Raw genomic sequence first — 25356 nt, 5'->3', positions numbered from 1 at the left:
CCGCGCGCATACAAGCAACCGTGCGTTCAGCTGGCGCGGATGATAGTCTGCGCCATGCTCGCCGCCCTCCTCCTGCTCGCCGCGCCCGTGCAAGCCGGGGGGTATGACCTCGAATGCACCTACAATTCGCGCAGCCGGCGCGAGCTGGTCACGGCCCCCGATTGTGCCCGGCAGGCTGGTATGGTCTCATTCAATCCGGAGCGCCTTCGCGACTTCGCCTTCAAGCACGGCCTGAGCGACGTGAATATCGGCGGTCACTGGTATTATGTCCGCCGCGACGGCGTCTCGCAGCCGGTGATGACCTTCGAGAATTGGGCCGACGAGTTCCATTCGAACCGCGCCCGCTCGGAGGCCGACGGCAAGATCGGCTATGTCGATCGCCGCCTCCGCCTCGTCCTCCCGCGCATCTATGACGGCGCCTTTCCGTTCGAGAAGGGCCGCGCGGTCGTCTGTTTCGGCTGCACGCGCGAGACCGATGGCGAGCACAGCTACTATGCCGGCGGCAGCTGGGCGTGCATCGACCCCAGCGGGCGCGAGATCCGCCCCCGCCGGACCGAGACAGGCTACAAGGTCTGCGACTGAGCTAGCGGACCAGCCGGTAGCTCACGAACGCCACCGATTTCCCGTCGGGCGACCAGCTGGGCACGTTGATCGTCCCCTGCCCGCCGAAGAGCCGGGTGAGGACCACCGGCGGCGCGCTGCCGTCGGCAGGCATCATCCGGATCGCCACGTCGCTGCGGTTGGGCGGATGATCGGTCAGCGCGATATCGAGCCCGAACGAGACGAACACGATCCACTTCCCGTCGGGCGAGAGATGCGGGAACCAGTCGCGCATGTTCGGGTCGCTGGTGAGCTGGACCGGATTGCTGCCATCGGCATTGGCCCGCCAGATCTGCATCGCGCCGGTGCGGGTCGAGTTGAAATAGATGTATTTGCCGTCAGGCGAATATTCGGGTCCGTCATCGGTCCCCGGTCCGACGATCAGCGGCTTGCGCTGCCCGGTCGCGACGTCGACCGTCCAGATGTCGTAGCTGTCGTCCTTGGTCCCCACGCGCACATAGGCGAGCGTCTTCCCGTCGGGCGTCCAGCCATGCCAATAGGAGCGCGCATCGGGGTCGCTCACCATCGTGCGCGGCTTGTCCGCGCCCGCGAGCGGCAGCATGAAGATGCGGCTGAGATTGTCGGGCTCGCTCTGGTCGGAGATCACCAGGCTCTGCCCGTCGGGCGAGATGCCGTGATCGTTGTTGTTCTTGACGTTGGGCCCGGTGTTGATCGCCACCGGCTCGGTCTTGCCCTCGACATCGATGCGCCAGATGCGGCCGTTCGCATTGTAGACCAGTGACTTGCCGTCGCGCGACCAGTTGGGCGCCTCGATCTTGCCCTCGAACTGGCGGACGACGCGGCGGCTCTGGACGCCGCCCACATCGATCACCTCGAGCGTGCTCTCGACCTTCGCCGGATAGCCGGTGTCGGGCACATAGGCGAGGCTGGGCACCGTCAGCTGGACGTTCGAGAAGGTTCCGGTCTCCTTGACCGTGTTGTTATGCGCCGAGAGCGCCAGCCCGACATAATAGGGCGCCTGGAAAGCGATGCGGAAGCTTCCCCCGGCATGGTGGAACACCCCATCCGCGCCCGCGACCGAGAAATAGACGAAATCGCCCTCGCGCTCGAGCCGGATCGCCTTGGGATGCCAGGTCGCGGAGATGATCTGCCAGGTCGGCCCGTCCTGCGCCACGCGGTACTGGAGCGAGACCATCCCGTCGCCATGCACCATCACATCGGCATAGGGAGATCCGGGGGTGAGGTTCTGGCGGATCATCAGCCCGCCCTTGCGGTGCGGATCGGTGCCCTGCCCCACCCAGCTGAAATCGGCCGAGATGTGGAGATCGCCCGAACGCCGCGTCCAGGTGTAGTAGAAGGCGTCCTTGGTGCCCCAGATATTGGCGCCGCTGGCGGTGACCGCGAAGCGGCCCTGTGAGTCCATCACCGCGCTGCCCGGGAAGGCGACCTCGCCGATATCCTGCCCGCCGTCGAACGGGCTCTTGGGCGCGGCGGCGGTCTGCGCCGCGGCGGGCGTGGCGGCCAGCAGCAACCCACAGGCAAGCAAGCGAATGCGCTTCATCTCAGGTCCCCTCTCGCGATGTCGCCGACTCTTCTGTCCGGCGTTGTCAGAGAGATGGTAGCGCTAACTTAGACAAGAATCGAGCGGCATATGGTCGTATATCCTCCCCCGGAGGGGGAGGGGGAACCGCCGAAGGCGGTGGAGGGGTAGTCTCCACAAGCGATATCGCCCGTGGATAATACCCCTCCGTCAGGCTGCGCCTGCCACCTCCCCCTCCGGGGGAGGATTACTCAAGCTGTCCCGGTGCTGCTCGCCAGCATCCGCGGATCGATCCCCGCCGCCGCGAAGCCCTTCACCCAGCGATCGTCCGCCGCCACATCGTAGAGCAGCCCGGTATGCGCGGCGGTGTTGAACCAGCCGTGCCGCGTCAGTTCCTCGTCGAGCTGCCCCTCGCCCCAACCGGCATAGCCGAGCGCAACCAGCCAGCGGCTCGGGCCCTTCCCCTCCGCGATCGCGCGCAGCACGTCGATTGTGCCGGAGAGCGCCCAGCGCCCAGCGACGTCGATCGTGTCCTGCCCGCCCCAGTCGGTCGAATGCACCACGAAGCCGCGGCGCGGCTCGACCGGCCCCCCGAAATGCACCGGCACGTCGGGCGCTTCACCCGGATCGATATCGAATTGCCGCAGCAGATCGTGGAGCCCCAGCCCGTCGATCGTCTCGCCGATGCCGATGCCCAGCGCGCCCTCGCCGTCATGCGCGCACATCGCGATCACGGCATGCTCGAAGCGCGGATCTCCGATCCCCGGCATCGCGAGCAGGAACTGTCCGGTGAGGTATGCGGGCGACTCCATGCAGCTCACAACATATCGGGCCCGTTTCGGCTCCGCCACGCTTGAAAATCACTGCCCGCGTCCCGATTGAGGCTGAGACCCATGCAGGAGAGATTCGAATGACCATCCAGATCGGCGACCGCGTTCCCAGCACCAATTTCGTCAAGGTGACCGCGGAGGGGCCCCAGCCGGTCGAGTCGGACGCCTATTTCGCGGGCCGCCGTGTGGCGCTCTTCTCGGTGCCGGGCGCCTTCACCCCGACCTGCTCGGCCAAGCATCTGCCGGGCTTTGTCGAGAAGGCCGACGAGATCAGGGCCAAGGGAATCGATGAGATCGCCTGCACCGCCGCCAACGACTTCTTCGTGATGAAGGCTTGGGGTGCCGCCTCGGAGGTGGGCGACAAGGTCACGCTGCTCGCCGACGGCAATGGCGATTTCCCCAAGGCGATCGGGCTCGACGCCGATTTCAGCAAGTTCGGCATGGGCACGCGCGGTCAGCGCTTCTCGATGGTGATCAACGACGGCGTGGTAGAGCAGCTGAATATCGAGGGACCGGGCGAATTCCGCGTCAGTTCGGCGGAACATATGCTCGAGTCGCTCTGAACCAAGGAACCGGGCCCGCCGGGCCGGAGTTGAGCTTCACGATCCACGAAGGGAAATTGTCATGACGATCGAAACCCCCGCCAACGACACGCCCCCCGCCACCGCGCCGACCGCCGAGCCCGGCAGCAAGTCCCTCTTCGAACAGGCATCGGACCTGCTCGGCCAGGCGCAGGAAGCGATCGGCGACGCGATCGAAAATACCGTCGACGCCGCCAAGGAGCACCCGGTGGCGGCCGCCGCGATCGCGGCTGGCGCCGCTGCGGCGGTTGCCGGCGCCGCTTACGGCATCAGCCAGCTCGTCGGCAACGACGACGAAGGCGACAAAGGCAACGGCTAGCTTCGCATCTTAGCCCCTCCCCTTCAGGGGAGGGGTTGGGGTGGGCCTATCCTCGCGGACCCGCGAACGCTAGCGCCACCGGGTCCGAGGCCGCCGCGCTTAGGCCCGCGCCGCTCTTACTCGCCCGCCTTCGGCCGTCACCACATTCGAGAGTCAATCTTTCAGCTCGACGCGCAGCAAGCGCAACGGCTTGGTATCGAGGTTTTCGACGGAATGGGGCGGCTCGGGCTGACGCCAGACAGCGACCGGATAAACTGAGGATGGCGGCGCATCGCCGACGTCGGACAGGATTTTGCCCTTGCCGTCATAGTCCCGATACGGCCCCGCCTGCATGATATACATAGCGCTCGGATTGCAATGCGCGTGGACCGGCTCGCGCTCACCGGGTTGCACCGTGACCTCAAGGACGCGGACCCGCTCGTTCTCGAGGAGGACCTTGTGGTTCGCGGGCGCGGCCTTCACCGCGTCGATCTCTGCCGGCCATGCACAGGCGGTCTTCACGCGCGCGGTGTTGGCGGGCTCGGCGGCTCGCGAGGAGGCAGGCAGCACGCCCGAAGCGGCGTAGCCAATCGCAATTCCCGCGGTGACCAATGCCAAGGATGCCAGTCGCTTCATCTCGTCCCTCCCCCTGCGGGGCGTGGTGTTTCCGCGCCCCGACGGAAATCTGTCACGGAAGGGGTGGGTTGGCAATTATGATGGGGCCCGGACCTATTGAATTGCTTGCGGTGAAGGCGATTGATTGACTCAATGGTGGCACGAGGAGGCGCCGCCATGAGTGATCTGCTCTAGCTTTTCCGAGGCGCGGAATGGTCTCGGTGAGACTGAGACGCCCCGGCGCCCCTGAAGGGGAGGGCTTTCTGTGGTCTTGCCAGCGTCACCTTTGCGGCTTAGCCGCAGAAGATGATTCAAGCATCCGACATCGTCGCAGAACTCGACCAGCTCTATTGTGCCTCGGTCGATCGGCTCCAGGCCGCGCTCACCCGCTACCTCGCCGACGGCACGCCGCCCGATCCGCAGAGCCGCAAGGACGGCTCCTTCGCCTATCCCGAAATCCGCATCATCTATCGCGGCGGCGAAGATCGCCCCGCGCCGCGCCGATCGTTCGGCCGGCTGGTCGATGCAGGCGAATACCGCATCTCCGTCACCAAGCCGGCGATGTTCGCCGACTATCTGACCGAGCAGCTGACCTTCCTGATCGAAGACTATGACGTCGAGGTCTATGCCCAGCCGGGCGATCAGGAGATCCCCTTCCCCTACGTGCTCGAGCCGAGCCATGTGATGAGCCTCGATCAGGTCACGACGACCGAGCTGGGCCGCCATTTCCCCGCGACCGAACTCGCCCATATCGGCGACGAGATCGCCGACGGAACCTGGAAGTCGATCGACGACACCCGCCCGCTGGCGCTGTTCGACGGCCTGCGCACCGATTTCAGCCTCGCGCGCCTGCGCCATTACACCGGCACGCCGGTCGAACATTTCCAGCAATATATCCTGTTCACCAACTATCACCGCTATGTCGATGAGTTCATCCACTATGCGGTCGCTCAGCTGGGGGCGGAGGGCAGCCGCTTCACCGCGGTCTCGGGCGCGGGCGGCATCTATGTCGAGTCGGGCGACGATTTCGACCGGCTGCTCAACGACAGCTCGGCCTGGCGGCGGCACCAGATGCCCGCCTATCACCTGATCGCGCCAGGCGGCACCGGCATCACGCTCGTCAATATCGGTGTGGGCCCTTCGAACGCCAAGACGATCACCGATCACCTCGCGGTGCTGCGGCCCGAGGCGTGGCTGATGATCGGCCATTGCGGCGGGCTGCGCCCCAGCCAGCGGATCGGCGACTATGTCCTCGCGCACGCCTATCTGCGCGACGATCACATCATGGACGATGTCCTGCCGCCCGAGATTCCGATCCCGGCGATCGCCGAAGTCCAGCTGGCGCTCGCCCGCGCCGCCGAGACCGTCTCGGGCCAGTCGGGCGACGAACTCAAGTCGCGGCTGCGCACGGGCACGATCGTCACCACCGACGACCGCAACTGGGAGCTGCGCTATTCCCAGTCGGCGTTACGCTTCTCGCTGAGCCGCGCGGTCGGGGTCGATATGGAGAGCGCCACGCTCGCCGCGCAGGGATACCGCTTCAGGGTCCCCTACGGCACCCTGCTGTGCGTCTCGGACAAGCCGCTGCACGGCGAACTCAAGCTCCCCGGCCAGGCCAACCGCTTCTACGAGCGCGCGATCGCCGAGCACCTCAAGATCGGCATCGAGACCTGCGAGGAACTCCGCCGCGAGGGCGCGCGCCTGCACAGCCGCAAGCTCAGAGCGTTCAACGAGCCCCCGTTCCGCTAGGGCCGTCTGGAACCCGCCGGCACGAGTTCGAACTCGACGATGATCGTGGCTTCGACATGGACGAAGCCCGGCTTGATCTCGGCGCCGAACATGTTCCGCATCGCCTCGGGTCCGCTCGTGAGCATCCGCTGGAACTTGTCCTGGAAGCCCGGCAGCAACAGCCCGTTGCCCGCCTCGCTGATCCGGATCACGCGGCCGACGCGCATCCCCAGCACGGTCGCATAGCCCTCGGCATCGCCGCGCGCGGCCGCAAGCGCCTTGGCCTTGGCCTGGCGGCGCGCGCCGTCATTGTCGTCGAGCAACGGGGTGATCCCGCTGGTCCTCACGCCGATCCCGGCGAGCGCCTTCTGAACGTCCACTACCTGTGGCAGCGAGGTCAGGCGAACGATCGCGGTGTCACTGGCGCTGGCGACCTGCGCCAGTGCATAGTCGTCGATCATGTTCGCATCTTCGGTGGTGGGCAACTCCACCACCGTCGCGTTGGTCATCACGTCGAAGGAACCGTAGTCTGGACCGGTGCTCACCGTTCCGGGCGTGATCGTGATCGCGTCGGCGGGCACGCCCAGCGCTTCCAGCGTCTTGCGGACGGTCGCCTGCTGCTCGTCCTGCGCCTTGAGCGCCGCAGCCTCGTCCTCGCCCTTGGCGGACCAGTCGAGCTTTACCAGAAAGGCAGTGGCGGGGATATCGACTTCGCCGTTCGCGACGATCTCGACCGAAGTATGACGCGGCGCGACCTGCGCGAACGCGGCGACGGGCAGCAGCAGCGCGAGCAGCGCCATCAAACGGATAATCATGGTCTTCCTCCCCGGATTCGCGGCCAGCCTACCGCGAACCCGGGGGAAAGTCTTGGACTTACCAGCCCTTGGGCTTGCCGGCGTTCTGCTCGTCGAGCCATTTCTTGAGCGGCGCGAAATATTCCATCAGCGCCGCGCCCGAAATCTCGCGCGTGCCGGTGAATGCCTCGAGCGCGTCGGGCCAGGGCTTGGACTGGCCCATCGCCAGCATCGCGTTGAGCCGCGCACCGACTTCCTTGTTGCCGAAGAAGGAGCAGCGGTGGAGCGGCCCCTTCCACCCGGCCTGGTCGCATGCCGCCTTGTAGAACTGGAACTGGAGCAGCCGCGCGAGGAAGTAGCGCGTATAGGGCACGCTGTTCGCGACATGATATTTCGCGCCCGGATCGAAGCGCGTCTCGTCGCGCGGCACCGGGGGCACGATGCCCTGATATTGAAGCCGCATCGCGTTCCACGCGCTTTCATAATGATCTGGCTTGATCTGGCCCGAAAAGACCTGCCAGCGCCATTTGTCGACCAGCAGGCCGAAGGGCAGGAAGGCGACCTTGTCCATTGCCTGGCGGAGCAGCAGCCCGGTGTCCTTGTCGGGGCTCGGCACCTTCGACTGGTCGAGCAGGCCGATCTGGACCAGATAATCCGGCGTGATCGACAGCGCGACGAAATCGCCGATCGCCTCATGGAAGCCGTCATTGGCGCCGTTGCGGTAGAGCAGGCTCTGCCCCTTGTACGCGCGCTGATAATAATTGTGGCCCAGCTCGTGGTGGATCGTGACGAAATCGTCGCTGTTCACCTTGATGCACATCTTGATGCGCAGATCGTCCTGGTCGTCGAGGTCCCAGGCCGAGGCGTGGCACACGACCTCGCGGTCCGCCGGCTTCACGAATTGCGAGCGCGTCCAGAAGGTATCGGGGAGCGGCGCGAAACCGAGCGAGGAATAGAAATTCTCGCCCGTTTTCACCATCTTGAGATGATCGTAATTCTTGGCCTTGAGCAGGTCGCCGATATCGTAGCCCAGATCGCCCGATCCCGGCGGGGCGACGATATCGTAGATATTGCCCCATTCCTGGGCCCACATGTTTCCAAGCAGGTCGGCGCGGATCGGGCCGCTCGCCGGCTGCACGTTCGACCCGTATTTCTCGTTGAGCTTGTTGCGGACATAGGTGTGGAGCGCCTCGTAGAGCGGGCGCACCTCTTCCCATAATTTGTCGGTCAGCTTGGCGAATTCCTCGGGCGGCATGTCATAGCCCGATCGCCACATCGACCCGGTATCGCTGAAGCCCAGCTCGACCGCGCCCTCATTGGCGATGCTCACCATCTTGGCGAAATCGCCGCGCATCGGCGCACCGACATTGTCGTGCCAGCTGACCCACATCTCCTGCAGTTCGGCCGGGTTGCGGTTGGTGCCCATCTCGGCCTCGATGTCGCTGCCGTTGATCGGCTTGCCGCGCAGCGTTCCCTTGCCGGTGCCATATTCCGCGCCCAGCTTGGTCGAAATGTCCGAGAGTTCGGCGGCAGCGCCGCCGCGGGTCGGCGCGGGGAGCGTGATCGCGCTGCGGAGAATGTCGAGCTTGCGCCTCGTGTCGAACGACAGGCCCTTCATCTTCTGATAGCGTGCCGCCTCGATCGCGAAGCGCACCGCCATCTCGGTGCCGCGCGCGCCATAGGCGCTGGCGAGATAGTTGCTGTCGTCGGTAATATAGGTGTTCTGGATCCAGGCGACGCGGTTCGCCTCGAGGTTGAAGGCGTAGAATTCCTTCTCGGCGCGCGCGACGAAGGCGTCGGCCTCGGCCACGGTCGGCTCGCGCTGCGGGGTGACCGAATGGTGCGGCGCGGGGGTGCGCTGCGGGACCGGATGGCCGCCCGGCGCGGCGACGGAGGGGACGGCGGGACTCACGGCCAGCGCGGCGAGCGCCAGATAGGAAATGCCTCTGCGGATCATGATTGCGGCCTCGAAAATGGCAGGATGGCGCGGACACTGATCGCGCCCCCGCGCGCCGTCAAGCGCCCAGGAAATCCGCGATCGCCTGCCCCAGCTCGGGCTTGATCACCGCGCTCATATGGTTGCCCGGAATCTCGGCCAGATGCCCGTCGGGGAGCAGATCGGCGAGCTCGCGCGCGGGGCCGTTATCGTCGTCCTCGACGCCCGAGACCACCAGCACCGGCTGGCCGATCGCCGCCACCGCCTCGCGCGGCGTATCGACGAACGTGTCGAGGATGTGGAGCAGTGCCACCGGGTCGCCCTTGGTGGTGTTGAGGAAGGCCTCGGTCATCCACTCGCTCGATCCGCGCACGAAACTGCCGAGATGGGTGAGCACGCGCCGGAAATAGTCGCCGCGCCCCTGCGTATCGATCAGCCCCTGCAGCCCCATGCCCGCGATCACCACGCGGCGCGGCGCCGCGCCATGAGCGAGCATCCGCACCACCGTCCGCCCGCCCAGCGAATAGCCGCCCAGATCGTAATCGGTGAGCCCCAGATGCGCGATCAGCGCCATCCCGTCGCGCATCAGCACGTCGGGGGGATAGGCCGCCGGATCGTGCGGCTTGGCGCTTTCGCCATGCGCACGCAGATCGGGCATGATCACGCGGAAGCCCGCCGCCGCGACCTTCGCGGCATGGCCGTAGCGGATCCAGTTGGTCCAGGCGTTCGAGAAATAGCCGTGGATCAGCACCACCGGCCTTCCCTCACCCAGCTCGTGCCAGGCAAGCTCGACGCCATCGAAGCTCTGGAAGCGATGCGTGGTGTGCTCAGTCACGCCGCGCCTTACTCCGGCACCGCGCCGGTCGCCTTGATCCAGCGATCGTTGAGCGGCGCATGCTCGTCGCAGCGCGTGCGCGGAAGATCGTCGGTATGCTGCCACGCCTCATGGATGCTCTCGACCCCGAAATGGCTGGTCGGCACGAAGCGCTCGGGCGCGTCGAAGCTGCCCACGGTCAGGTCCATGTTCGGGCTGTCGGGGAAGGCGAAGGTCAGCGGCGTTCCGCAGGCCGAACAGAAGCCCCGGCTCGCGATCGGCGACGAGGCATAGTGTTCGGGCTCGCGCTCCCAGGTGACGTCGGCCTTCTTGACGTTCTTGAACGCGATAGAGACCCCGCCGGTCGCGCGCTGGCACATGCGGCAATGGCACAGATAGGCGTCGTCATTGTGGATCAGGACGCGGTATCGCACGCGCCCGCACTGGCATCCGCCGGTCATCGTCTCGCTCATGACGCTTTCTCTAGCCGCAACCGCGTCGGCGTTCAACGCAAGCCAGTTGCGCGTTGCAATCTATAACTATGCTTATTATATGCGCGCCCATGGTCGAAAATCTCGGATTCCTGATGGCTGATGTCACGCGCCTGATGCGCCGCCGCTTCGATGAGCGCGCGCGCACCACGGGCGCGACCGGCACGCAGTGGCGCACGCTCAAGATCCTCGAGCGGCGCGAGGGCATCAACCAGGGCCAGCTCGCCGAAATGCTCGAAGTTGAGCCGATCACCGCGTGCCGCATGATCGACCGGCTCGAGGAATCGGGGCTGGTCGAGCGCCGCCGCGATCCCGGCGACCGCCGCGCCTGGCAGATCTACCTGACCGACAAGGCCCGTCCCGTCCTCGCCGAGCTGCACATCACCGCTGCGACGATGATCGAAGAGCTGCTCCAGGGACTGAGCAATCGCCAGCGCGAGGAACTGATCGAGACACTCGGCGTGATGCGATCGAATCTAACTATTGGCAATGAAAGTAATGAGGCCGCAAATGGCTGACGTGGACTCCAAGATCGAAAAGACCGGCGAGATCGAAATCGCGCCCATTGCCGAAGAAACCGCTGCGCCCAAGGCCAAGCGCAACTGGCTGCGCCCGCTGCTGATGTTCGGCGTGCCGCTGATCATCCTCTCGATCGTCGGCTGGTTCTGGCTCAATTCGGGCCGCACGGTCTCGACCGACAATGCTTACGTCCAGCAGGACAAGGTCTCGGTCGCGGCCGAGGTCACCGGGCGGATCGCCACCGTCGCGGTCAGGGAGAACCAGGCGGTGAAGGCCGGCGATGTCCTCTTCACCATCGATTCGGATCCCTATCGCATGCAGGTGATGCAGGCCGATGCCGCGATTGCGAACGCGCAGGTGCAATATGCCACGCTCCAGTCGAGCTATCAGGGCACCAGCGCCAACATCCAGGCCGCGCAGGACCAGCTCTCCGCCGCGCAGCAGGATTATGCCCGCCAGTCCGAGCTGATGAAGCGCGGCTTCACGACACGCGCGCGCCTCGAACAGGCGCAGCACGGCGTCGAGCAGGCCCGCGCCGCGATTGCCCGCGCCCAGGCCGATGCCGCCGAGGCGCGCTCGAAGCTCGCCACCGGATCGGCCGTCCCCGGTGAGAACCCCGCGATCGCCGCCGCCCGCGTCCAGCGCGAGCAGGCGCTGTGGAACCTCGCGCGCACCATCATCCGCGCACCGACCAGCGGCACCGTCAGCCAGGCGGACCGGCTCCAGGTCGGCCAGATGATGATGACCGGCCTTCCTGCAGTCACCATCGTCGGCGGCCGCCCGGCGTGGATCGAGGCCAATTTCAAGGAAACCGATCTCAACAAGATGCGCGTCGGCCAGCGTGCCTGGGTGACTTTCGACGCCTATCCGGGGCTCAAGCTGAAATGCCATGTCGCCTCGGTCGGCGCGCTGACGGGATCGGAGAATTCGGTGCTCCCGGCCCAGAACGCCAACGGCAATTGGGTCAAGGTGACGCAGCGCGTGCCCGTCCGCATCGAATGCGACGAAACCAGCCCGCGCCCGATGATCGCCGGCCTCTCGGCCTCGGTGACAGTGGACGTCCAGTAATATGGCGACCGCAGCCCCCGCGCGGGCACCGGCGGCGGCGCCCCCTGCCCCGCCGGCGCCCGGCGTCGCCGCGCTCCCGGTCAGGCAGCGCGGGCTGCTGACCCTCGGGGTCATGCTCGCGACGATCATGCAGATCCTCGACACGACGATCGCCAATGTCGCGCTGCCGCACATGACAACCGCGCTGGGCGCGACCGCGGATACGATCACCTGGGTGCTGACCAGCTATATCGTCGCTTCGGCGATCGCGATCCCGATCACCGGCTGGCTTTCGGACCGGCTGGGATCGCGCAACCTGTTCCTGCTTTCGACCGGGGGCTTCATCCTCGCCTCGGCGCTGTGCGGCATGGCCCAGAATCTCGAGGAGATGGTGGCCTTCCGCCTGCTCCAGGGCGTCTCGGCCGCCTTCATGAACCCCTTGAGCCAGACGGTGATGCTCGACATCAACCCGCCCGAGCGCCAGGCCAAGGCGATGGCGATCTGGGGCATGGGGATCATGGTCGGCCCGATCATGGGCCCGGTGATCGGCGGCTGGCTGACTGACAATTTCAACTGGCGCTGGGTCTTCTACGTCAACCTGCCGCTGGGCCTGATCTGCTTCGCCATCCTGTGGTTCCTCCTGCCCTCGCGCCCGATCCGCAAGCGCAGCTTCGACCTGTTCGGCTTCTCGTTGCTGTCGGTGGGTGTCGCCGCGCTCCAGCTGATGTTCGACCGCGGCCAGGGCGAGGACTGGTTCGGATCGACCGAGATCTGGATCGAGGCGCTGGTCGCCGCGATCGCGCTGTGGATGTTCACCATCCATATGTTCACCGGCAAGCGCCCGATGTTCGAGCGCGAGCTGTGGAAGAACCGCAACCTCGTGACCGCAATCGCCTTCATGGCGGTGATCGGCGTGGTCATGATGGCGACGATGGCGCTGCTCCCCGCGATGCTCCAGTCGCTCTATGGCTACAGCGTGATGCAGACCGGGCTGCTGCTCATGCCGCGCGGCGTGGGCGTGGTGATCACCATGGCGGTCTCGGCCCAGCTCGTGCAGCGCGGCGTCGATCCGCGCTGGCTGGTCGGCAGCGGGCTCGCCATCGCGGCGGTGTCGCTGTGGGAGATGACGCACTGGACGCTGATGATGGACAGCTGGCCCTTCATCGTCTCGGGGCTGATCCAGGGCCTTGGCCTCGGTTTCGTGTTCATGCCGCTCCAGGGCATGGCCTTCGCGACGCTCGGGCCGCATCAGCGCACCGAAGGATCGAGCCTTATGAACCTCTCGCGCAATATCGGCGCGTCGGTGGGGATCTCGATCGTCACCACGCTGCTCGCGCGCGGCATCCAGACCAGCCATGCGGACCTGGTGCCCAACATCACCGCGCAGCGCCTCGACACGATCGATCCGGCGATGCTTTCGATGTTCGGCGGCAGCGCCGATGCGGTGATGGCGATGGCCAATATGGAGATCAACCGCCAGGCGGCGATGATCGCCTATCTCAACGATTTCTGGGCGATGACGATCGTGACGGCACTGTCGGTGCCGCTTGTGGTGTTCCTGCGGCGACCCAAGGGCCCCGCGCCCAAGGCCGATCCGGGCGCGGCGGGGCATTAGTCCCTTCTTACTCCCCTCCCTCTTAGGGGGAAGCTGGGGGTGGGTAGCGAGCAAAGCGAGCGGTCGAAAATAGAAAAGGCGGGGGCGTCGAGCCCCGGCCTTTTCGAACCCACCCCTAGCCTCTCCCTAGGAGGGAGGGACTCAAGCCGCCTTCTTCAGATGCCGCCGCCCGAGCAGCTCGGCGATCTGCACGGCGTTGAGCGCGGCGCCCTTGCGGAGATTGTCCGAAACGCACCACAGGCTCAGCCCGTTATCCACTGTCGAATCCTCGCGGACACGGCTGATGAAGGTCGCATATTCGCCGACGCATTCGACCGGCGTCACATAGCCGCCATCCTCATGCTTATCGATCAGCATGACGCCGGGCGCCTCGCGCAGAATGTTCTTCGCCTGCTCGGCCGAAATCTCGTTCTCGAACTCGATATTGATCGCTTCCGAATGGCCGACGAACACCGGCACGCGCACGCAGGTCGCGGTCACCTTGATCTTCGGGTCGAGGATCTTCTTGGTCTCGACCACCATCTTCCACTCCTCCTTGGTCGATCCGTCCTCGAGGAAGCTGTCGATGTGCGGGATCACGTTGAACGCGATCTGCTTGGTGAACTTGTGCGGCTCGGCGGGGTCGCCGACGAAGATGTTGCGGCTCTGCTGGAACAGCTCGTCCATCCCGGCCTTGCCCGCGCCCGACACCGACTGATAGGTCGCGACGACGACGCGCTTGATCTTCGCGGCGTCGTGCAGGGGCTTGAGCGCCACCACCATCTGAGCGGTCGAGCAATTGGGGTTCGCGATGATGTTGCGCTTCAGATAGCCGTCGATCGCCTGCGGGTTCACCTCAGGCACGATCAGCGGCACGTCCGGGTCCATGCGGTAGAGCGAGGCGTTGTCGATCACCGTGCAGCCCGCCGCGGCGAAGCGCGGGGCGTGCAGCTTCGAACCTTCCGAACCGATCGCGAAGATCGCCATGTCCCAGCCCCTGGGATCGAAATGCTCGATATTCTGGACGCGATATTGTTTCCCGGTCTCACCATAATCGGCCATGTCGCCGGTCGAGCGCGAGCTGGCGAGCACCGCCAGATCGTCGATCGGAAACTCGCGCTCGGCGAGGATGTTCAGCACTTCGCGCCCGACATTGCCGGTGGCGCCAGCGACCACGACACGGTAACCCATTGCAGTCCCTTTCCTGGGTCATGACCACCGAAGCGGTTCGGCGGCCACATAGTCATTTTTCAGTGAGAATATAAGGGAGGCGATGCTCCCCTCGGTGCTTCGGCGGCAAGTCCCGACGCGCGACGAGCCTTAGCGGCTAGTTCGCGTGCCGGTGGTGATAATGGGCCGTTTTCGAAACATGACCGCGCCCCTAGCAGCAATGTTGCGGGAACGATAGCGCAGAACTTCTTTTGCTGCGGTGAAGCTGGGGTTCAGCCGGCTACTGGCCTGCGAAACGGCTGGCGCTTCACATAGGAGAGGCTGCGCCACAGCCATTCGAGCGGGCCCATCGCGAAGGCCTTCACCCAGAGGTTCGCCACCACCAGCTGCAATGCCAGCACGACGAGCACCACCCCGTAGAGCCCCGTCCAGCTGAGCTTGCCCCACAACCCCGGCCCCCAGGGCGCGAACAGGATCCACAGGCCAATGAACTGCTGCATGAAATAGAGCGAGAAGGCCGTCCGCCCCGCCGCCTTGAACGGCGCGAAGATCGCCCTGCCCAGCCCCGATTTGACCGCCCAGTTGACCAGCGCGACATGCCCGACCGCCGTCGCCACACGCGCGAACTCCAGCGTGATCCACATCGTCCGCGGCGCCGGCACCATCGATTGCTGTTCGAGCCCCGCGACATAGCGCAGCGGCAGCGCGAAGGCGTAGCAGGCGAGCATCAGGATCAGATAGAAGCGTCCCGATCGCCCGCCCTGGATCACCTGCCATTTCCACAAAGCGATGCCGATCAGCATCGTGCAGAAGGCCTCGGCGATGTTGATCGGCAGGCTCTGGACCACGAAAAACAGCCACGATCCGATATTGTACAGCACATAGGGCACGAAGCCGCCGGCATGCCCCTTGTCCTCCTGCTCCTTGATCTCCTTGAACTCGTCGTTCCTGCCCGCGCGGTTGTCGACCGCCTTTTGCCAGTCGGTGAGCGTCTTGGTCTCGTCCTTGCTCAGCTTGGCGCCGCCCGCCTGCTTCGCCATCACCGTCTCGGCACGGCTCATCAGATCGGCGCGCTCGGCGAACTTGATCCCGCCCTGCGCCGCGCTGAACAGCGCAAAGCCCAGCCCCAGCACGAGCAGCCACTTCGCCGCCAGCTTGCGGAACGGGAAGAGGAAGAAGGCCGCCAGCGCATAGATGTGAAGGATATCGCCCGCCCAGAGCAGGACGAAGACATCGACCAGCCCGAAGAAGAGCAGCCACAAATTGCGCCGGAAATAGAGATCGGCGACCGCGACCGGCCCGTCCGGGCTCATCGCCGCGCGGGTGAGCACCATCATCCCCGCGCCGAACAGCAGCTCGAGCAGCCCGCGCTGGGTGCCCTCGAGCAGCACCTGCACCGTCATCCAGCTCGCCGAATCCGCGGGCGACCAGCCGATCGTCTGCGGCGCGATGAACACCTTTTGCAGCTGGGCGCCCATGAAGGGGATGTTCATGAAGAAGATGCCGAGGATCGCGATCCCGCGCAGCATATCGAGCACATCGATCCGCGCCTTGCCCGTCACCGGCGCGAGCCGAATCCCGTCCGCTGCCACTTCGTTCATTGCCGCCCCCTTCACGATGCCGGCACCGCCGGCCGCCATATCCCCAGAACGCAACTGACTCACCCCAGTGTATCCATCTCGATCTCGCGCTACAATCGACGGCACAACCAAGGGGACCGCCATGCCGCCGCTCACCGACCAGCAGAAGATATTCTACGAGAACACGCTCAGCGTCACCAAGGAGGAGATCGCGGATCTGGACGATCAGATCGCCCAGGAGACGGCGACGTCGCAGGCTCGGCTCGCCGACCTCCAGTCCGCCAAGGCCTCGTCACTGCAGATGTACGCGGCCGCCTGCGAGCGGCTCCAAATCCCGAACGACCTCGCGCCGGACGCCGCGAGCGGCTGAGCTTCGCCGGCGCGCGGGCGGAACGATTTGGCGGGCCCGGGCATTTCTCAGCCGACCGTTTCACGGCCTGTATGGAGAATTCCGATGCGTAAGATGATCACCCTTGCCGCGATGAGCTGCGCGCTGCTGGCCTCGGCCTGCAACACCGTCGAGGGCGTCGGCCGCGACGTGGCCTCGGCGGGCGACACTGTCGCCAACGCCGCGAACGACCATAAATAATCGAAATAGCCCCTCCCCGCCCTTGCGTGGGAGGGGTTATTCGGCGGCAGCCTCGGCAGCCGCCGCCAGCTTGTTCCGCCGTCGGCGCGTGAACCAGATCCAGACCAGCGACAGGAAATAGAGCCCGCACAGCGGGAAGGCGAGCAGCAGCTGCGAGCCGATATCGGGCGGCGTCAGCACCGCCGCGAGTCCGAACGCCGCCACGATCGCATAGCGCCACGCGCCCTTGAGCTGCTCATAGGTGACGATCCCGGCATGTTCGAGGAGCATCAGCAGGATCGGCAGCAGGAACGAGATGCCGAACCCGAAGATGAACTGCATCGCGAAGCCGAGATATTTGTTGAGATCCGGCAGGGCTTGCTGCGTCACGCCGCCCAGGTCGCCCTGAAAGCCGAGCAGCCATTTCGCCGCCGCGGGAATGGCAAAGAAATAGGCCATCGAGGCGCCCGCGAGGAACAGCACCGGCGTCGCCATCAGGAAAGGCAGCAGCGCCTTCTTTTCCTTCCGGTAGAGCCCGGGCGCCACGAACTGCCACAGCTGGTTCGCGACGACGGGGAAGGAAATCATCATCGCCGCGAAGAATGCCACCTTAAGCTCGACGACGAAGCCGCCGAACACCTCGGTGTTGATCACCGTCACCTGCCCCGCGGCCTTGAGCGGGGCCACCAGGAACGCCAGAATCTGGCGCGCGAAGTAGAGCGAGCCCGCGAACGACACCGCCAGCGCCACGACGCACCACAGCAGCCGCCTCCTGAGCTCGATCAGATGCTCGAGCAGCGGCGCCTGGGTATCGTCGATGTCCCTCATGACTGTGCCTTTGCGCGCGGCTTGCGGGCAGGCGCCGGCTTCGGCGCTTCAAGCGTGTCGCCGGTGCTCGGGGCTTTGCGCTTGCGCGGCTTGGGCGCGGGCGCTTCGGCGGGCTCGGCATGGATCACAAGCTGTTCGACCATCACCGGATCGGCGGCGTCATCGGTCAACGCCATCGGCTGGGGCGCGGCGAGCGCGGGCGTGGGGGGATGCTGGCGCATGATCCGCTCATTCTCGGCAGCCCATTGCTTCTCCATGTCCGCGAGTTCGGATTCGCGGATCATCGTATCGATGCCGGTGCGAAACTGGCGCGCGACTCCGCGCGCCTTGCCCACCCATTTGCCGAGAAAGCGCAATGCCTTGGGCAGGTCTTTCGGCCCGATCACCAGTAGCGCGACCATCGCGACAACCAGGAATTCGGGCGCATTGAAATCAAGCATCGATTACCGCCAAATTTCGCCCCGGCTCGATACCGGGGCCTTACAATCCCGGCTCAGCGCTTTTCGGCGGTGCGCTCGGCTTCATGCTCCACGGCCGGCTCAGGCGCGGCCTTGCCTTCGATCCGCGAGGGAGGCGGAGCATCGTCGTCCTCGGCCATGCCCTTCTTGAACTGTTTGATGCCCTTGGCGACGTCGCCCATCATGTTCGAAAAGCGCGCGCCGCCGAACAGCAGGATCACCAACACGCCGACGACCAACCAATGGCCAATACCCCACGCACCCATGACAACTCTCCTTGATTCCGCGCCTATGTAAGGCTCGCACCCCGTTCCAGCAACGCCCGTGATTGTCCCAGGCTCGCGCGCCCCTATTCGGAATCGCTTGCGGTCTCGTTTTCACCGTCCCCATCGCCGTCGTTCCCCAGCGTCTCGAACGCCAGATCGACCGGATCGAGCAGCCCCGCAGCCTTGAGATCGTCGATCCCGGGCAGGTCGCGGCGGCTGGCGAGGCCGAAATGGGTGAGGAAGCCGGGGGTGGTCGCATAGGTGAGCGGGCGCCCCGGAACCTCGCGGCGGCCCGCCGGGCGCACCCAGCCCGCCTCCATCAGCACGTCGATCGTGCCCTTGCTGATCTGGACGCCGCGGATCGCCTCGATCTCGGCGCGGGTAACGGGCTCGTGATAGGCGATGATCGCCAGCGTCTCGATCCCGGCGCGGCTGAGCTTGCGGCTCTCCTCGCGGTCGCGGCGGAGCAGGTGGGCGAGATCGGCGGCGGTCTGGAAATGATATTTGTCGCCGCGCCTGACGAGTTCGATGCCGCGCCCGGCATAGATATCCTCGAGTGAGCGGAGCGCCGCGGACACATCGGCTTCGGCCCCGACATGCGCGCGGATCTCGTCGACCGAGAGCGGCTGCTCGGAAGCGAACAGCACCGCCTCGACCGCGCGGGCGAGATCGTCCTGGATGATCATGCCCCCGCCCCCCGCAAATAGAGCGGCGCGAAGGGCGATTTCTGGCGCAGCTCGAGCTTGCCCTGGCGTGCGAGTTCGAGCGCGGCGACGAAGGAAGAGGCGAGCGCCGACTTGCGGTAGAGCCCGTGCGCCTCGTCGGGAAGGAAGCTCTCGATCGTGCTCCATTCGATCCGGCTGCCGACCAGCCGCTCGACGCGCTCGATCGCCTCCTCCAGCGTCATCACGTCGCGCGCGGCGACGACGTGCATCACCGGCCGGGTGCGCGCGCTGATCCGGCCATAGGCGGCGATCAGGTCGTAGATCTCGGCCTCGTAGCGGCCCTTGCGCACAACCCGGAGTCCTTCGGGTGCGGCGCGCAGGAAGACGTCGCGGCCGAGCCGGTCGCGCGCCACCAGCCGCGCGCCGGCCTCGCGCATTGCGTTCAGCCGTTCGAGGCGGAGCTGGAGCCGGAGCGCCAGTTCCTCGGGGCTCGGCGATTCCTCGGGGTTGCGCGGGAGCAGCAGGCCCGACTTCAAATAGGCGAGCCACGCCGCCATCACGAGATAGTCGGCGGCGAGCTCGAGCTTGAGCGCCCGCGCCTCCTCCATGAAGGCGATATATTGGTCGACCAGCTGGAGGATCGAGATCGCGCGCAGATCGACCTTCTGGTTGCGCGCGAGCGTCAGCAGCAGGTCGAGCGGGCCCTCCCAGCCGTCGATATCGATCGTGAGCGTATCCGAGACTTCGCCGTCCATCGCCCGGTTTAAGCAGGGCGAAAGCGAGAAGTCACGCTCCCTGGGGGCCCGCTATCCGATTGACGGCCCCGTCACCTTCTCCTATAGTAATCGCAGCCGATTTGGATCGATTCAACTTTCGATCCATAGTAAAAATACAATAAACCAACAGCGGTCGCGTTTCGGTTCAGTAAAGCGTTGCGTAGGGGCACGTTTATTGGGGGAATTGCGATGGCGCACGCACGATTCGGCTTTGCACTGAAAGCGTTTCTTCTTGCCGCGGCCGGCGGACTGTCATGCGGCGTGGCACAGGCCCAGGTGCCCTGCCTGCCGGGCTCGAACGTTCAGTGCGTCAATCAGGGGAGTGCCTGGACCAACAATACCCGCAAGGATTTCTACAGCCGCGACCAGGGATCGCAGATGATCCCCTATGCCTGGGCCAAGGCGCTCAAGACCAGCGACGGCCAGCCCTTCATGGGCGACGGGCTCGCGCGCTACGGCTATCTCGACGATCCCTTTCGCAACCTGCCGGTGGGCTTCACCGTGGCGGGGACCGGGGTTGATGCGCAGCTCGGAATGAACTGCGCCGCGTGCCATACGCGCGAGATCACCTATTCCAATCTGACCTTCCGCGTCGATGGCGGTCCCGCGCTGGTGGATTTCCAGGGGCTGCTGACCGACATGGTCGATGCGGTGGGCGACGTACTCAACGACACCACCAAATGGACCGCCTTCTACAAGGCGGTGCTGGGCCCCGCCCCCTCCGCGAGCAAGATCGCCGCGCTCCGCAGCCAGGTCGAGATCTGGTACATGCGCGAAAACACCATGAAAGAGCGCGCCTATGGCACGCCCAATCTATGGGGCCTGGGCCGGCTCGACGCGGTCGCGATGATCTTCAACCGGGTGACCGGCCTCGATCTCGGGCCGCCGCCGACCTATCTCATCGCCAACAATATCCAGCCCGCCGACGCGCCGGTCCGCTATCCCTTCCTGTGGAACGCCGCGAAGCAGGACCGGACGCAATGGCCGGGCTTTGCCGACAACGGCACCTCGGTCGCGGGGCTGGCGCGCAACACCGGCGAGGTGTTCGGCGTGTTCGGCGTGGTCCATCCCCAGGCGCCGAGCCCGCGGATCGGCAATGTCAATTTCACCGCGATCAACTCGATGAACGGCTGGGGCCTGCTCGCGCTCGAGAATCTCATCAAGAAGATCGGGACGCCCAAATGGCCGTCGCATTTCCCGATCAACACCACGCTCGCCGCGGCGGGCAAGCCGCTCTACGAGGCCAATTGCGGCAGCTGCCACGGGGTCAAGCCGGGCAAGCCGGGCTTCCCCAACATCCCGACCTGGGCGACCCCGCTGCAGGATGTCGGCACCGACAGCCGCGAGTATCAGGTGATGGCGCGCCAGGCCGATCCGGGCGTGCTGATCAACCTCAAGACCCATCTCGCGCCGAACTTCAAGGTGACCAACCCGTCAAAGTCGTTCGATCTGCTCAAATATGTCGTGATCGGATCGGTCGTGCAGAAGGGCACGGTGCTGCTCGCGCTGGCCGAGGACTTTATCGACTCGCCCGGCTTCAAGAACGGCAAGACGCTGGCGAAGGCCCAGCAGCTCACCGAGGACAGCTTCGACTTCCCCGATCTCGACGGCACCTTCAAATATGAGTCGCGGGTGATGTTCGGCATCTGGGCGGCGGCGCCCTATCTCCACAACGGATCGGTGCCGACGATGTGGGATCTGCTCAAGCCCGCGAGCCAGCGCCCGGTCAGCTTCGCGGTGGGGCCGGCCTATGACCCGATCAACATGGGCCTCGCGCCGACCCAGCCGGGCAGCTACACCCATGTCACCACCGGCTGCGAAGACCGCAATTCGGGCAACAGCCGCTGCGGGCACGAATTCGGGGTCAATCTGAGCAACGCCGACAAGCGTGCGCTGATCGAATATATGAAGACGCTGTAACCCCCCGGGCCGGACGCGCTTCAGGCCAAGGCCAGGAGCGCGTCCCGCTTTGCGATCAGCTCCCCGAAATCGCCGGGTTCCGGGCCGTTCGCGACCGTCGCCATCGCGCGGTCGAGGCGGGCGAGCGTCTCCGGCGGCGCATCGCCGAGGCGCGCGGCGATCTCGACCATCTCGTCCATCCGCGCCCAGCAATCGAGCACGGCGTCGCAGCCCGCGGCGAGCGCGGCAGCGGCCTTTTCGCCCGCGGTTCCGCTCAGCGCCTTCATGTCGATATCGTCGGTCATGAGCAGCCCGTCGAAACCGATCCGGCCGCGGATGATGTCGGCGATCACGTGTGGGGAAAGGGTGGCGGGGTGTTCGGCGTCCCAGGCTTCGAACACGACATGGCAGGTCATGCCCATCGGCGCATCATTGAGCGCGGCGAAGGGCTCGATATCGGTTTCGAGCTCCGCGGCCGGCGCGGAGACGCGGGGCAGCTCGAGATGGCTGTCGACGATCGCGCGGCCATGGCCGGGCATATGCTTGACGATCCCGACCACGCCCGCGCGGCGCAGTCCCTCGATCACCGCCTGCCCCAGTGCCGCGACGCGCATCGGCTCGCTGCCGAGCGAGCGGTCGCCGATGACGTTGCTCGTTTCGGGGCGGCGGACGTCGAGCAGCGGGAGGGCATCGACATTGACGCCGACCTCGCGGAGCATCAGGCCGAGGGCATGGGCGTTCGAGCGGGCGGCCTCGATCGCCGAGATCGGCGCGATTTCGTAGAGCGCATCGAACGCGGCACCGGCCGGGAAAGCGGGCCATTCGGGCGGCTGCATCCGCGCGACACGGCCGCCTTCCTGGTCGATCAGGATCGGGAGATCGTCGCGGCCCGACAGGGTGCGCAGGCTGTCGGTCAGCGCGCGCATCTGGGCGCGATCGGCGCAGTTGCGCTTGAACAGGATATAGCCGAGCGGGTCCGCTTGCCCGAAGAAATCGCGCTCGTCGTCGGTGAGGGTGAGGCCGGACAGGCCGAAGATCACGGGCTTCATGGGATGGCCCTACCAAATCCTCCCCCGGAGGGGGAGGGGGACCATCCGAAGGATGGTGGAGGAGTGGTTGCCACGAGCGGTATCGCGTGGGGAGAATACCCCTCCGTCAGCCTTTGGCTGCCACCTCCCCCTCCGGGGGAGGAATTAGGCTAATTCGCCACGTAGCAATTCTCGCCGCCGGCCTTGAGTTTGGCGCAGATCTCGCGCGCCTGGCCGTTGCTCCCCGCATTGACGCGCAGGCGGAACACCGGCTTGCCGTCCTTGTTGCCCTGTTCGATCGAATGGCCCAGCGGGGCGATCACCGGAAAGCGCTTGGCGAGCCGCGCCCAATTGCCCTCGGCACCTTGGCGGTCCGGGAAGGCTCCAAGCTGGACCAGCGCGCCCGAACCTGACGCCTCACCGCCCGCGGCCGGGATCGCGACGGTCGCGGTCTTGGTGCCCGTGGTCGGGGTGGGCGACGGGGTCACCGTCTTGCCCTCGACCGGGGCTTCGGCGGTCGCGTTCATATTGACGCTCGCATTGACGTCGGCGCCCTCGCTGGTGGCGAAGGTGGTGCCGCCCTCGCCTTCGACCTTCATCCCGCCCTCATCGTCGGGCTTGACCTTGTAGTCGCCTTCCTGGGCGTTGATCAGCGCGCCGTTGCCCGCGAGCCCCTGCTGCTTCTGGTACCACCATACGCCGAAGACCACCGCCGCCAGCACCGCCAGCGCAAGGACGATCAGCAGCAGGATCCGCCAGATCGAGGGCCCTTCGCGATAATCTTCCTCAACCGTTTCCAGCCAGGGGAGGCGGTCGTCATCGCCGAAACCTGCCTCGTTACGCCCACTCATTTTCCTACATCTCCTGGACGGCTTCCACGCCCATGATTGCCAACCCGTTACGAACAACTTGCCCGATAGCCCGCGCCAATGAAAGCCGAGCGCATGTTAACCTTACCTGATCGGGTAGCAGGAAACGCCGCGTGGGATCGTCGTTGCCGAGATTGTAAAGCGAGTGGAATTCCGCCGCCAAGTCGTAGAGATAAAAGGCAATCCGATGCGGCTCGCGCGCCAGTGCCGCCGACTCGACCACTCGCGGAAACTGCGCGGCCAGCTTGGCCACCGAAAGCTCGCGTGTATCAAGCAGAGACAAGTCCCGATCCGGGCAAGTAATCCCCGCCTCCGCGGCGCGACGGTGTACCGACTCGACCCGGGCATGTGCATATTGGACATAGAAGACCGGATTGTCCTTCGACGTCTCGGTCACCTTGGCGAAGTCGAAGTCCATCTGGGCATCGGCCTTGCGGGTCAGCATCGAGAAGCGGACGACATCCTTGCCGACTTCCTCGACCATATCCGAAACGGTGACGAAATTGCCCGCGCGCTTGCCCATTTTCACGAGCTCGCCGTTGCGCATCAGCCGGACCATCTGGATCAGCTTGACGTCGAACCGGGTCTTGCCGCCTGTAAGCGCCTGAACTGCCGCGACAATCCGCTTGACGGTACCCGCATGATCAGCACCCCAGATATCGATCAGCTGATCGGCTTCCTGAGCTTTTTGAAAGTGATAGGCGAGATCGGCGCCGAAATAGGTCCATTGCCCATTCGACTTCTTGATCGGTCGGTCCTGATCATCGCCAAACTGGGTCGAGCGGAACAGCGGCAGCTCGACCGGCTCCCAATCGTCGGGCAGTTCGCCTTTCGGTGCCTCGAGGAAGCCATCATAGATGAGGTCACGCTCGCGCAGCCATTTCTCGGCGGCTTCGGGCTTGCCCGCCGCCTGCAGTTCGGCCTCGGACGAGAACAGATCGTGGTGGATGCCGAGCAGCGCGAGATCGGCGCGGATCAAGTCCATCATCGCTGCGACCGCGCGCTGGCGGAACAGGATCAGCCATGCCTCTTCGGGCTGGCCAACATACCGGTCGCCGAATTCCGCAGCGAGCGCCTGACCGATCGGGATCAGATAGTCGCCCGGGTAATAGCCTTCCGGGATTTCGCCGATATTTTCGCCAAGCGCCTCGCGGTAACGGAGGTGCACCGAACGCGCGAGCGTATCAACCTGCCCGCCCGCATCGTTGACATAATATTCGCGCACCACCTTGTGCCCGACAAATTCGAGCAGGCTCGCCAGCGCATCGCCGACCACCGCGCCGCGGCAATGGCCCATATGCATCGGGCCGGTCGGATTGGCCGAGACATATTCGACATTGACGGTGATGCCCTTGCCGATTGTCCCGCGGCCATAATCGGCGCCCGCATCGAGAATCTCGGCGAGCTCGGCGCGCCAGCTGTCCTCGGCGAGCGTCAGGTTGATGAAACCCGGCCCGGCGACCGCCACCGCGGTCACCTCGTCGAGCTTCTCCAGTTCGGCGGCGAGCTTCTCGGCCAGCGCGCGCGGATTGGTGCCCGCCGGCTTGGCGAGGACCATCGCGGCGTTGGTGGCGAGATCGCCATGGCTGGCGTCGCGCGGCGGCTCGACCGTAACGCCACGTCGCTCCAGCCCGGCCGGCAGGTCACCCGAGGCCACAAGGGCATCGAGCGCGGCATCGAGATGGGCAGCGAAACGGGCGTAGAGGGTCACGGCTCTTCCAATGATAAGGGAAGCGCGCCTCTAGCGGACCGGAACCCCAACCTCAACTCGTCATCCCGGCGAAAGCCGGGACTCAGAGCCACATGGGACATCGCTCATGACCTTGGGTCCCGGCTTTCGCCGGGATGACGATCCAAATTGAAATCGTTCCGCTCCAAGCTTGCAATGTAGGATTTCGGCT

27 protein-coding genes are annotated in these 25356 nt (G+C 65.6%); 10 read left to right on the top strand and 17 right to left on the bottom strand.

Annotated features, from left to right (window positions below):
• The first annotated feature begins 54 nt into the window (after positions 1-54).
• Positions 55-582 (top strand): WG repeat-containing protein, encoded by a 528-nt coding sequence (locus OF829_RS10050; RefSeq protein ID WP_264939876.1) that lies wholly within the window; start codon positions 55-57, stop codon positions 580-582.
• A gap of 1 nt (position 583) precedes the next feature.
• On the opposite strand, the gene OF829_RS10045 is transcribed toward OF829_RS10050, so the two are convergent.
• Both OF829_RS10045 and OF829_RS10040 read right to left on the bottom strand, forming a co-directional pair.
• Positions 584-2122, bottom strand: coding sequence for a TolB family protein (locus tag OF829_RS10045; protein WP_264939875.1), 1539 nt, complete (start codon positions 2120-2122; stop codon positions 584-586).
• Between the two features lie 230 nt (positions 2123-2352).
• Positions 2353-2913: a YqgE/AlgH family protein gene (locus tag OF829_RS10040; RefSeq protein WP_264939874.1), complete on the bottom strand. Its 561-nt coding sequence runs from the start codon at positions 2911-2913 to the stop codon at positions 2353-2355.
• A 98-nt stretch (positions 2914-3011) separates the two neighbouring features.
• Between OF829_RS10040 and OF829_RS10035 the strand changes: the two genes are divergently transcribed.
• Positions 3012-3494 carry a peroxiredoxin gene (locus OF829_RS10035; protein ID WP_264939873.1) on the top strand — a complete coding sequence of 161 codons (483 nt, stop codon included), beginning with the start codon at positions 3012-3014 and terminating at the stop codon, positions 3492-3494.
• Between the two features lie 61 nt (positions 3495-3555).
• The gene (locus OF829_RS10030) at positions 3556-3831 is read left to right on the top strand and encodes a hypothetical protein (protein WP_264939872.1); all 276 of its coding nucleotides are present in this window, start codon (positions 3556-3558) and stop codon (positions 3829-3831) included.
• 153 nt (positions 3832-3984) lie between these two features.
• Here the strand turns inward: OF829_RS10030 and OF829_RS10025 are convergent, their stop codons facing one another.
• Entirely contained in the window at positions 3985-4446 is a 462-nt protein-coding gene (locus tag OF829_RS10025) for a hypothetical protein (RefSeq protein ID WP_264939871.1), read from the bottom strand.
• Between the two features lie 285 nt (positions 4447-4731).
• Here OF829_RS10025 and OF829_RS10020 point away from each other — a divergent pair, with 285 nt between their 5' ends.
• Positions 4732-6174 (top strand): AMP nucleosidase, encoded by a 1443-nt coding sequence (locus OF829_RS10020; RefSeq protein WP_264939870.1) that lies wholly within the window; start codon positions 4732-4734, stop codon positions 6172-6174.
• On the opposite strand, the gene OF829_RS10015 is transcribed toward OF829_RS10020, so the two are convergent.
• Genes OF829_RS10015 through OF829_RS10000 form a run of 4 tightly spaced genes read right to left on the bottom strand, consistent with a single transcriptional unit; the run spans position 6171 to position 10170 of the window.
• Positions 6171-6968 (bottom strand): SIMPL domain-containing protein, encoded by a 798-nt coding sequence (locus OF829_RS10015; protein WP_264939869.1) that lies wholly within the window; start codon positions 6966-6968, stop codon positions 6171-6173. The genes OF829_RS10020 and OF829_RS10015 overlap by 4 nt on opposite strands.
• Before the next feature lie 58 nt (positions 6969-7026).
• Positions 7027-8904 carry a M2 family metallopeptidase gene (locus tag OF829_RS10010; protein ID WP_264939868.1) on the bottom strand — a complete coding sequence of 626 codons (1878 nt, stop codon included), beginning with the start codon at positions 8902-8904 and terminating at the stop codon, positions 7027-7029.
• Positions 8905-8962: 58 nt separating this feature from the next.
• A complete protein-coding gene (locus tag OF829_RS10005) occupies positions 8963-9718 on the bottom strand; it encodes an alpha/beta fold hydrolase (protein ID WP_264939867.1) in 756 nt (251 codons plus the stop codon).
• An 8-nt stretch (positions 9719-9726) separates the two neighbouring features.
• Positions 9727-10170 (bottom strand): GFA family protein, encoded by a 444-nt coding sequence (locus OF829_RS10000; RefSeq protein ID WP_264939866.1) that lies wholly within the window; start codon positions 10168-10170, stop codon positions 9727-9729.
• A gap of 113 nt (positions 10171-10283) precedes the next feature.
• Here OF829_RS10000 and OF829_RS09995 point away from each other — a divergent pair, with 113 nt between their 5' ends.
• The 3 genes from OF829_RS09995 to OF829_RS09985 are packed head-to-tail and all read left to right on the top strand — an operon-like array spanning position 10284 to position 13369.
• Positions 10284-10706: a MarR family winged helix-turn-helix transcriptional regulator gene (locus OF829_RS09995; protein ID WP_264939865.1), complete on the top strand. Its 423-nt coding sequence runs from the start codon at positions 10284-10286 to the stop codon at positions 10704-10706.
• Entirely contained in the window at positions 10699-11775 is a 1077-nt protein-coding gene (locus tag OF829_RS09990) for an HlyD family secretion protein (RefSeq protein WP_264939864.1), read from the top strand. Before OF829_RS09995 ends, OF829_RS09990 begins: the two co-directional genes overlap by 8 nt.
• A gap of 1 nt (position 11776) precedes the next feature.
• Positions 11777-13369 carry a DHA2 family efflux MFS transporter permease subunit gene (locus OF829_RS09985; protein WP_264939863.1) on the top strand — a complete coding sequence of 531 codons (1593 nt, stop codon included), beginning with the start codon at positions 11777-11779 and terminating at the stop codon, positions 13367-13369.
• A gap of 141 nt (positions 13370-13510) precedes the next feature.
• On the opposite strand, the gene OF829_RS09980 is transcribed toward OF829_RS09985, so the two are convergent.
• Together OF829_RS09980 and OF829_RS09975 are read right to left on the bottom strand one after the other, a co-directional pair.
• Entirely contained in the window at positions 13511-14539 is a 1029-nt protein-coding gene (locus OF829_RS09980; protein ID WP_264939862.1) for an aspartate-semialdehyde dehydrogenase, read from the bottom strand.
• Between the two features lie 251 nt (positions 14540-14790).
• Positions 14791-16119 (bottom strand): DUF418 domain-containing protein, encoded by a 1329-nt coding sequence (locus OF829_RS09975; protein WP_264939861.1) that lies wholly within the window; start codon positions 16117-16119, stop codon positions 14791-14793.
• 121 nt (positions 16120-16240) lie between these two features.
• Between OF829_RS09975 and OF829_RS09970 the strand changes: the two genes are divergently transcribed.
• Both OF829_RS09970 and OF829_RS09965 read left to right on the top strand, forming a co-directional pair.
• Positions 16241-16468: a hypothetical protein gene (locus tag OF829_RS09970; protein WP_264939860.1), complete on the top strand. Its 228-nt coding sequence runs from the start codon at positions 16241-16243 to the stop codon at positions 16466-16468.
• A gap of 84 nt (positions 16469-16552) precedes the next feature.
• Positions 16553-16687 carry an entericidin A/B family lipoprotein gene (locus OF829_RS09965; RefSeq protein WP_264939859.1) on the top strand — a complete coding sequence of 45 codons (135 nt, stop codon included), beginning with the start codon at positions 16553-16555 and terminating at the stop codon, positions 16685-16687.
• A 36-nt stretch (positions 16688-16723) separates the two neighbouring features.
• Here the strand turns inward: OF829_RS09965 and tatC are convergent, their stop codons facing one another.
• The 5 genes from tatC to OF829_RS09940 all read right to left on the bottom strand — a co-directional run bounded on the left by tatC (position 16724) and on the right by OF829_RS09940 (position 19638).
• The gene (gene tatC / locus OF829_RS09960) at positions 16724-17494 is read right to left on the bottom strand and encodes a twin-arginine translocase subunit TatC (RefSeq protein ID WP_264939858.1); all 771 of its coding nucleotides are present in this window, start codon (positions 17492-17494) and stop codon (positions 16724-16726) included.
• Complete coding sequence (tatB, locus tag OF829_RS09955; protein ID WP_264939857.1) at positions 17491-17934, bottom strand: Sec-independent protein translocase protein TatB; 444 nt, start codon at positions 17932-17934, stop codon at positions 17491-17493. Before tatB ends, tatC begins: the two co-directional genes overlap by 4 nt.
• Positions 17935-17987: 53 nt before the next feature.
• On the bottom strand, positions 17988-18218 hold the full coding sequence (locus OF829_RS09950) for a twin-arginine translocase TatA/TatE family subunit (protein WP_264939856.1): 231 nt from the start codon (positions 18216-18218) through the stop codon (positions 17988-17990).
• An 83-nt stretch (positions 18219-18301) separates the two neighbouring features.
• Positions 18302-18904, bottom strand: coding sequence for an SMC-Scp complex subunit ScpB (gene scpB / locus OF829_RS09945; protein ID WP_264939855.1), 603 nt, complete (start codon positions 18902-18904; stop codon positions 18302-18304).
• Positions 18901-19638 carry a segregation and condensation protein A gene (locus OF829_RS09940; RefSeq protein WP_264939854.1) on the bottom strand — a complete coding sequence of 246 codons (738 nt, stop codon included), beginning with the start codon at positions 19636-19638 and terminating at the stop codon, positions 18901-18903. Before OF829_RS09940 ends, scpB begins: the two co-directional genes overlap by 4 nt.
• A gap of 282 nt (positions 19639-19920) precedes the next feature.
• Here OF829_RS09940 and OF829_RS09935 point away from each other — a divergent pair, with 282 nt between their 5' ends.
• Positions 19921-21579: a di-heme-cytochrome C peroxidase gene (locus OF829_RS09935; RefSeq protein WP_319951544.1), complete on the top strand. Its 1659-nt coding sequence runs from the start codon at positions 19921-19923 to the stop codon at positions 21577-21579.
• 20 nt (positions 21580-21599) lie between these two features.
• On the opposite strand, the gene nagZ is transcribed toward OF829_RS09935, so the two are convergent.
• The 3 genes from nagZ to argS form a co-directional block, all read right to left on the bottom strand.
• Positions 21600-22607: a beta-N-acetylhexosaminidase gene (nagZ, locus tag OF829_RS09930; RefSeq protein WP_264939852.1), complete on the bottom strand. Its 1008-nt coding sequence runs from the start codon at positions 22605-22607 to the stop codon at positions 21600-21602.
• A 149-nt stretch (positions 22608-22756) separates the two neighbouring features.
• Positions 22757-23437 carry an SPOR domain-containing protein gene (locus OF829_RS09925; protein WP_264939851.1) on the bottom strand — a complete coding sequence of 227 codons (681 nt, stop codon included), beginning with the start codon at positions 23435-23437 and terminating at the stop codon, positions 22757-22759.
• A 4-nt stretch (positions 23438-23441) separates the two neighbouring features.
• Entirely contained in the window at positions 23442-25166 is a 1725-nt protein-coding gene (gene argS, locus OF829_RS09920; protein WP_264939850.1) for an arginine--tRNA ligase, read from the bottom strand.
• Positions 25167-25356: the final 190 nt, after the last annotated feature.

The organism is Sphingomonas caeni (genome assembly GCF_026013415.1).
Taxonomy (GTDB): domain Bacteria; phylum Pseudomonadota; class Alphaproteobacteria; order Sphingomonadales; family Sphingomonadaceae; genus Sphingomonas; species Sphingomonas caeni.
This window is presented reverse-complemented; position numbering and strand designations above follow the sequence as displayed.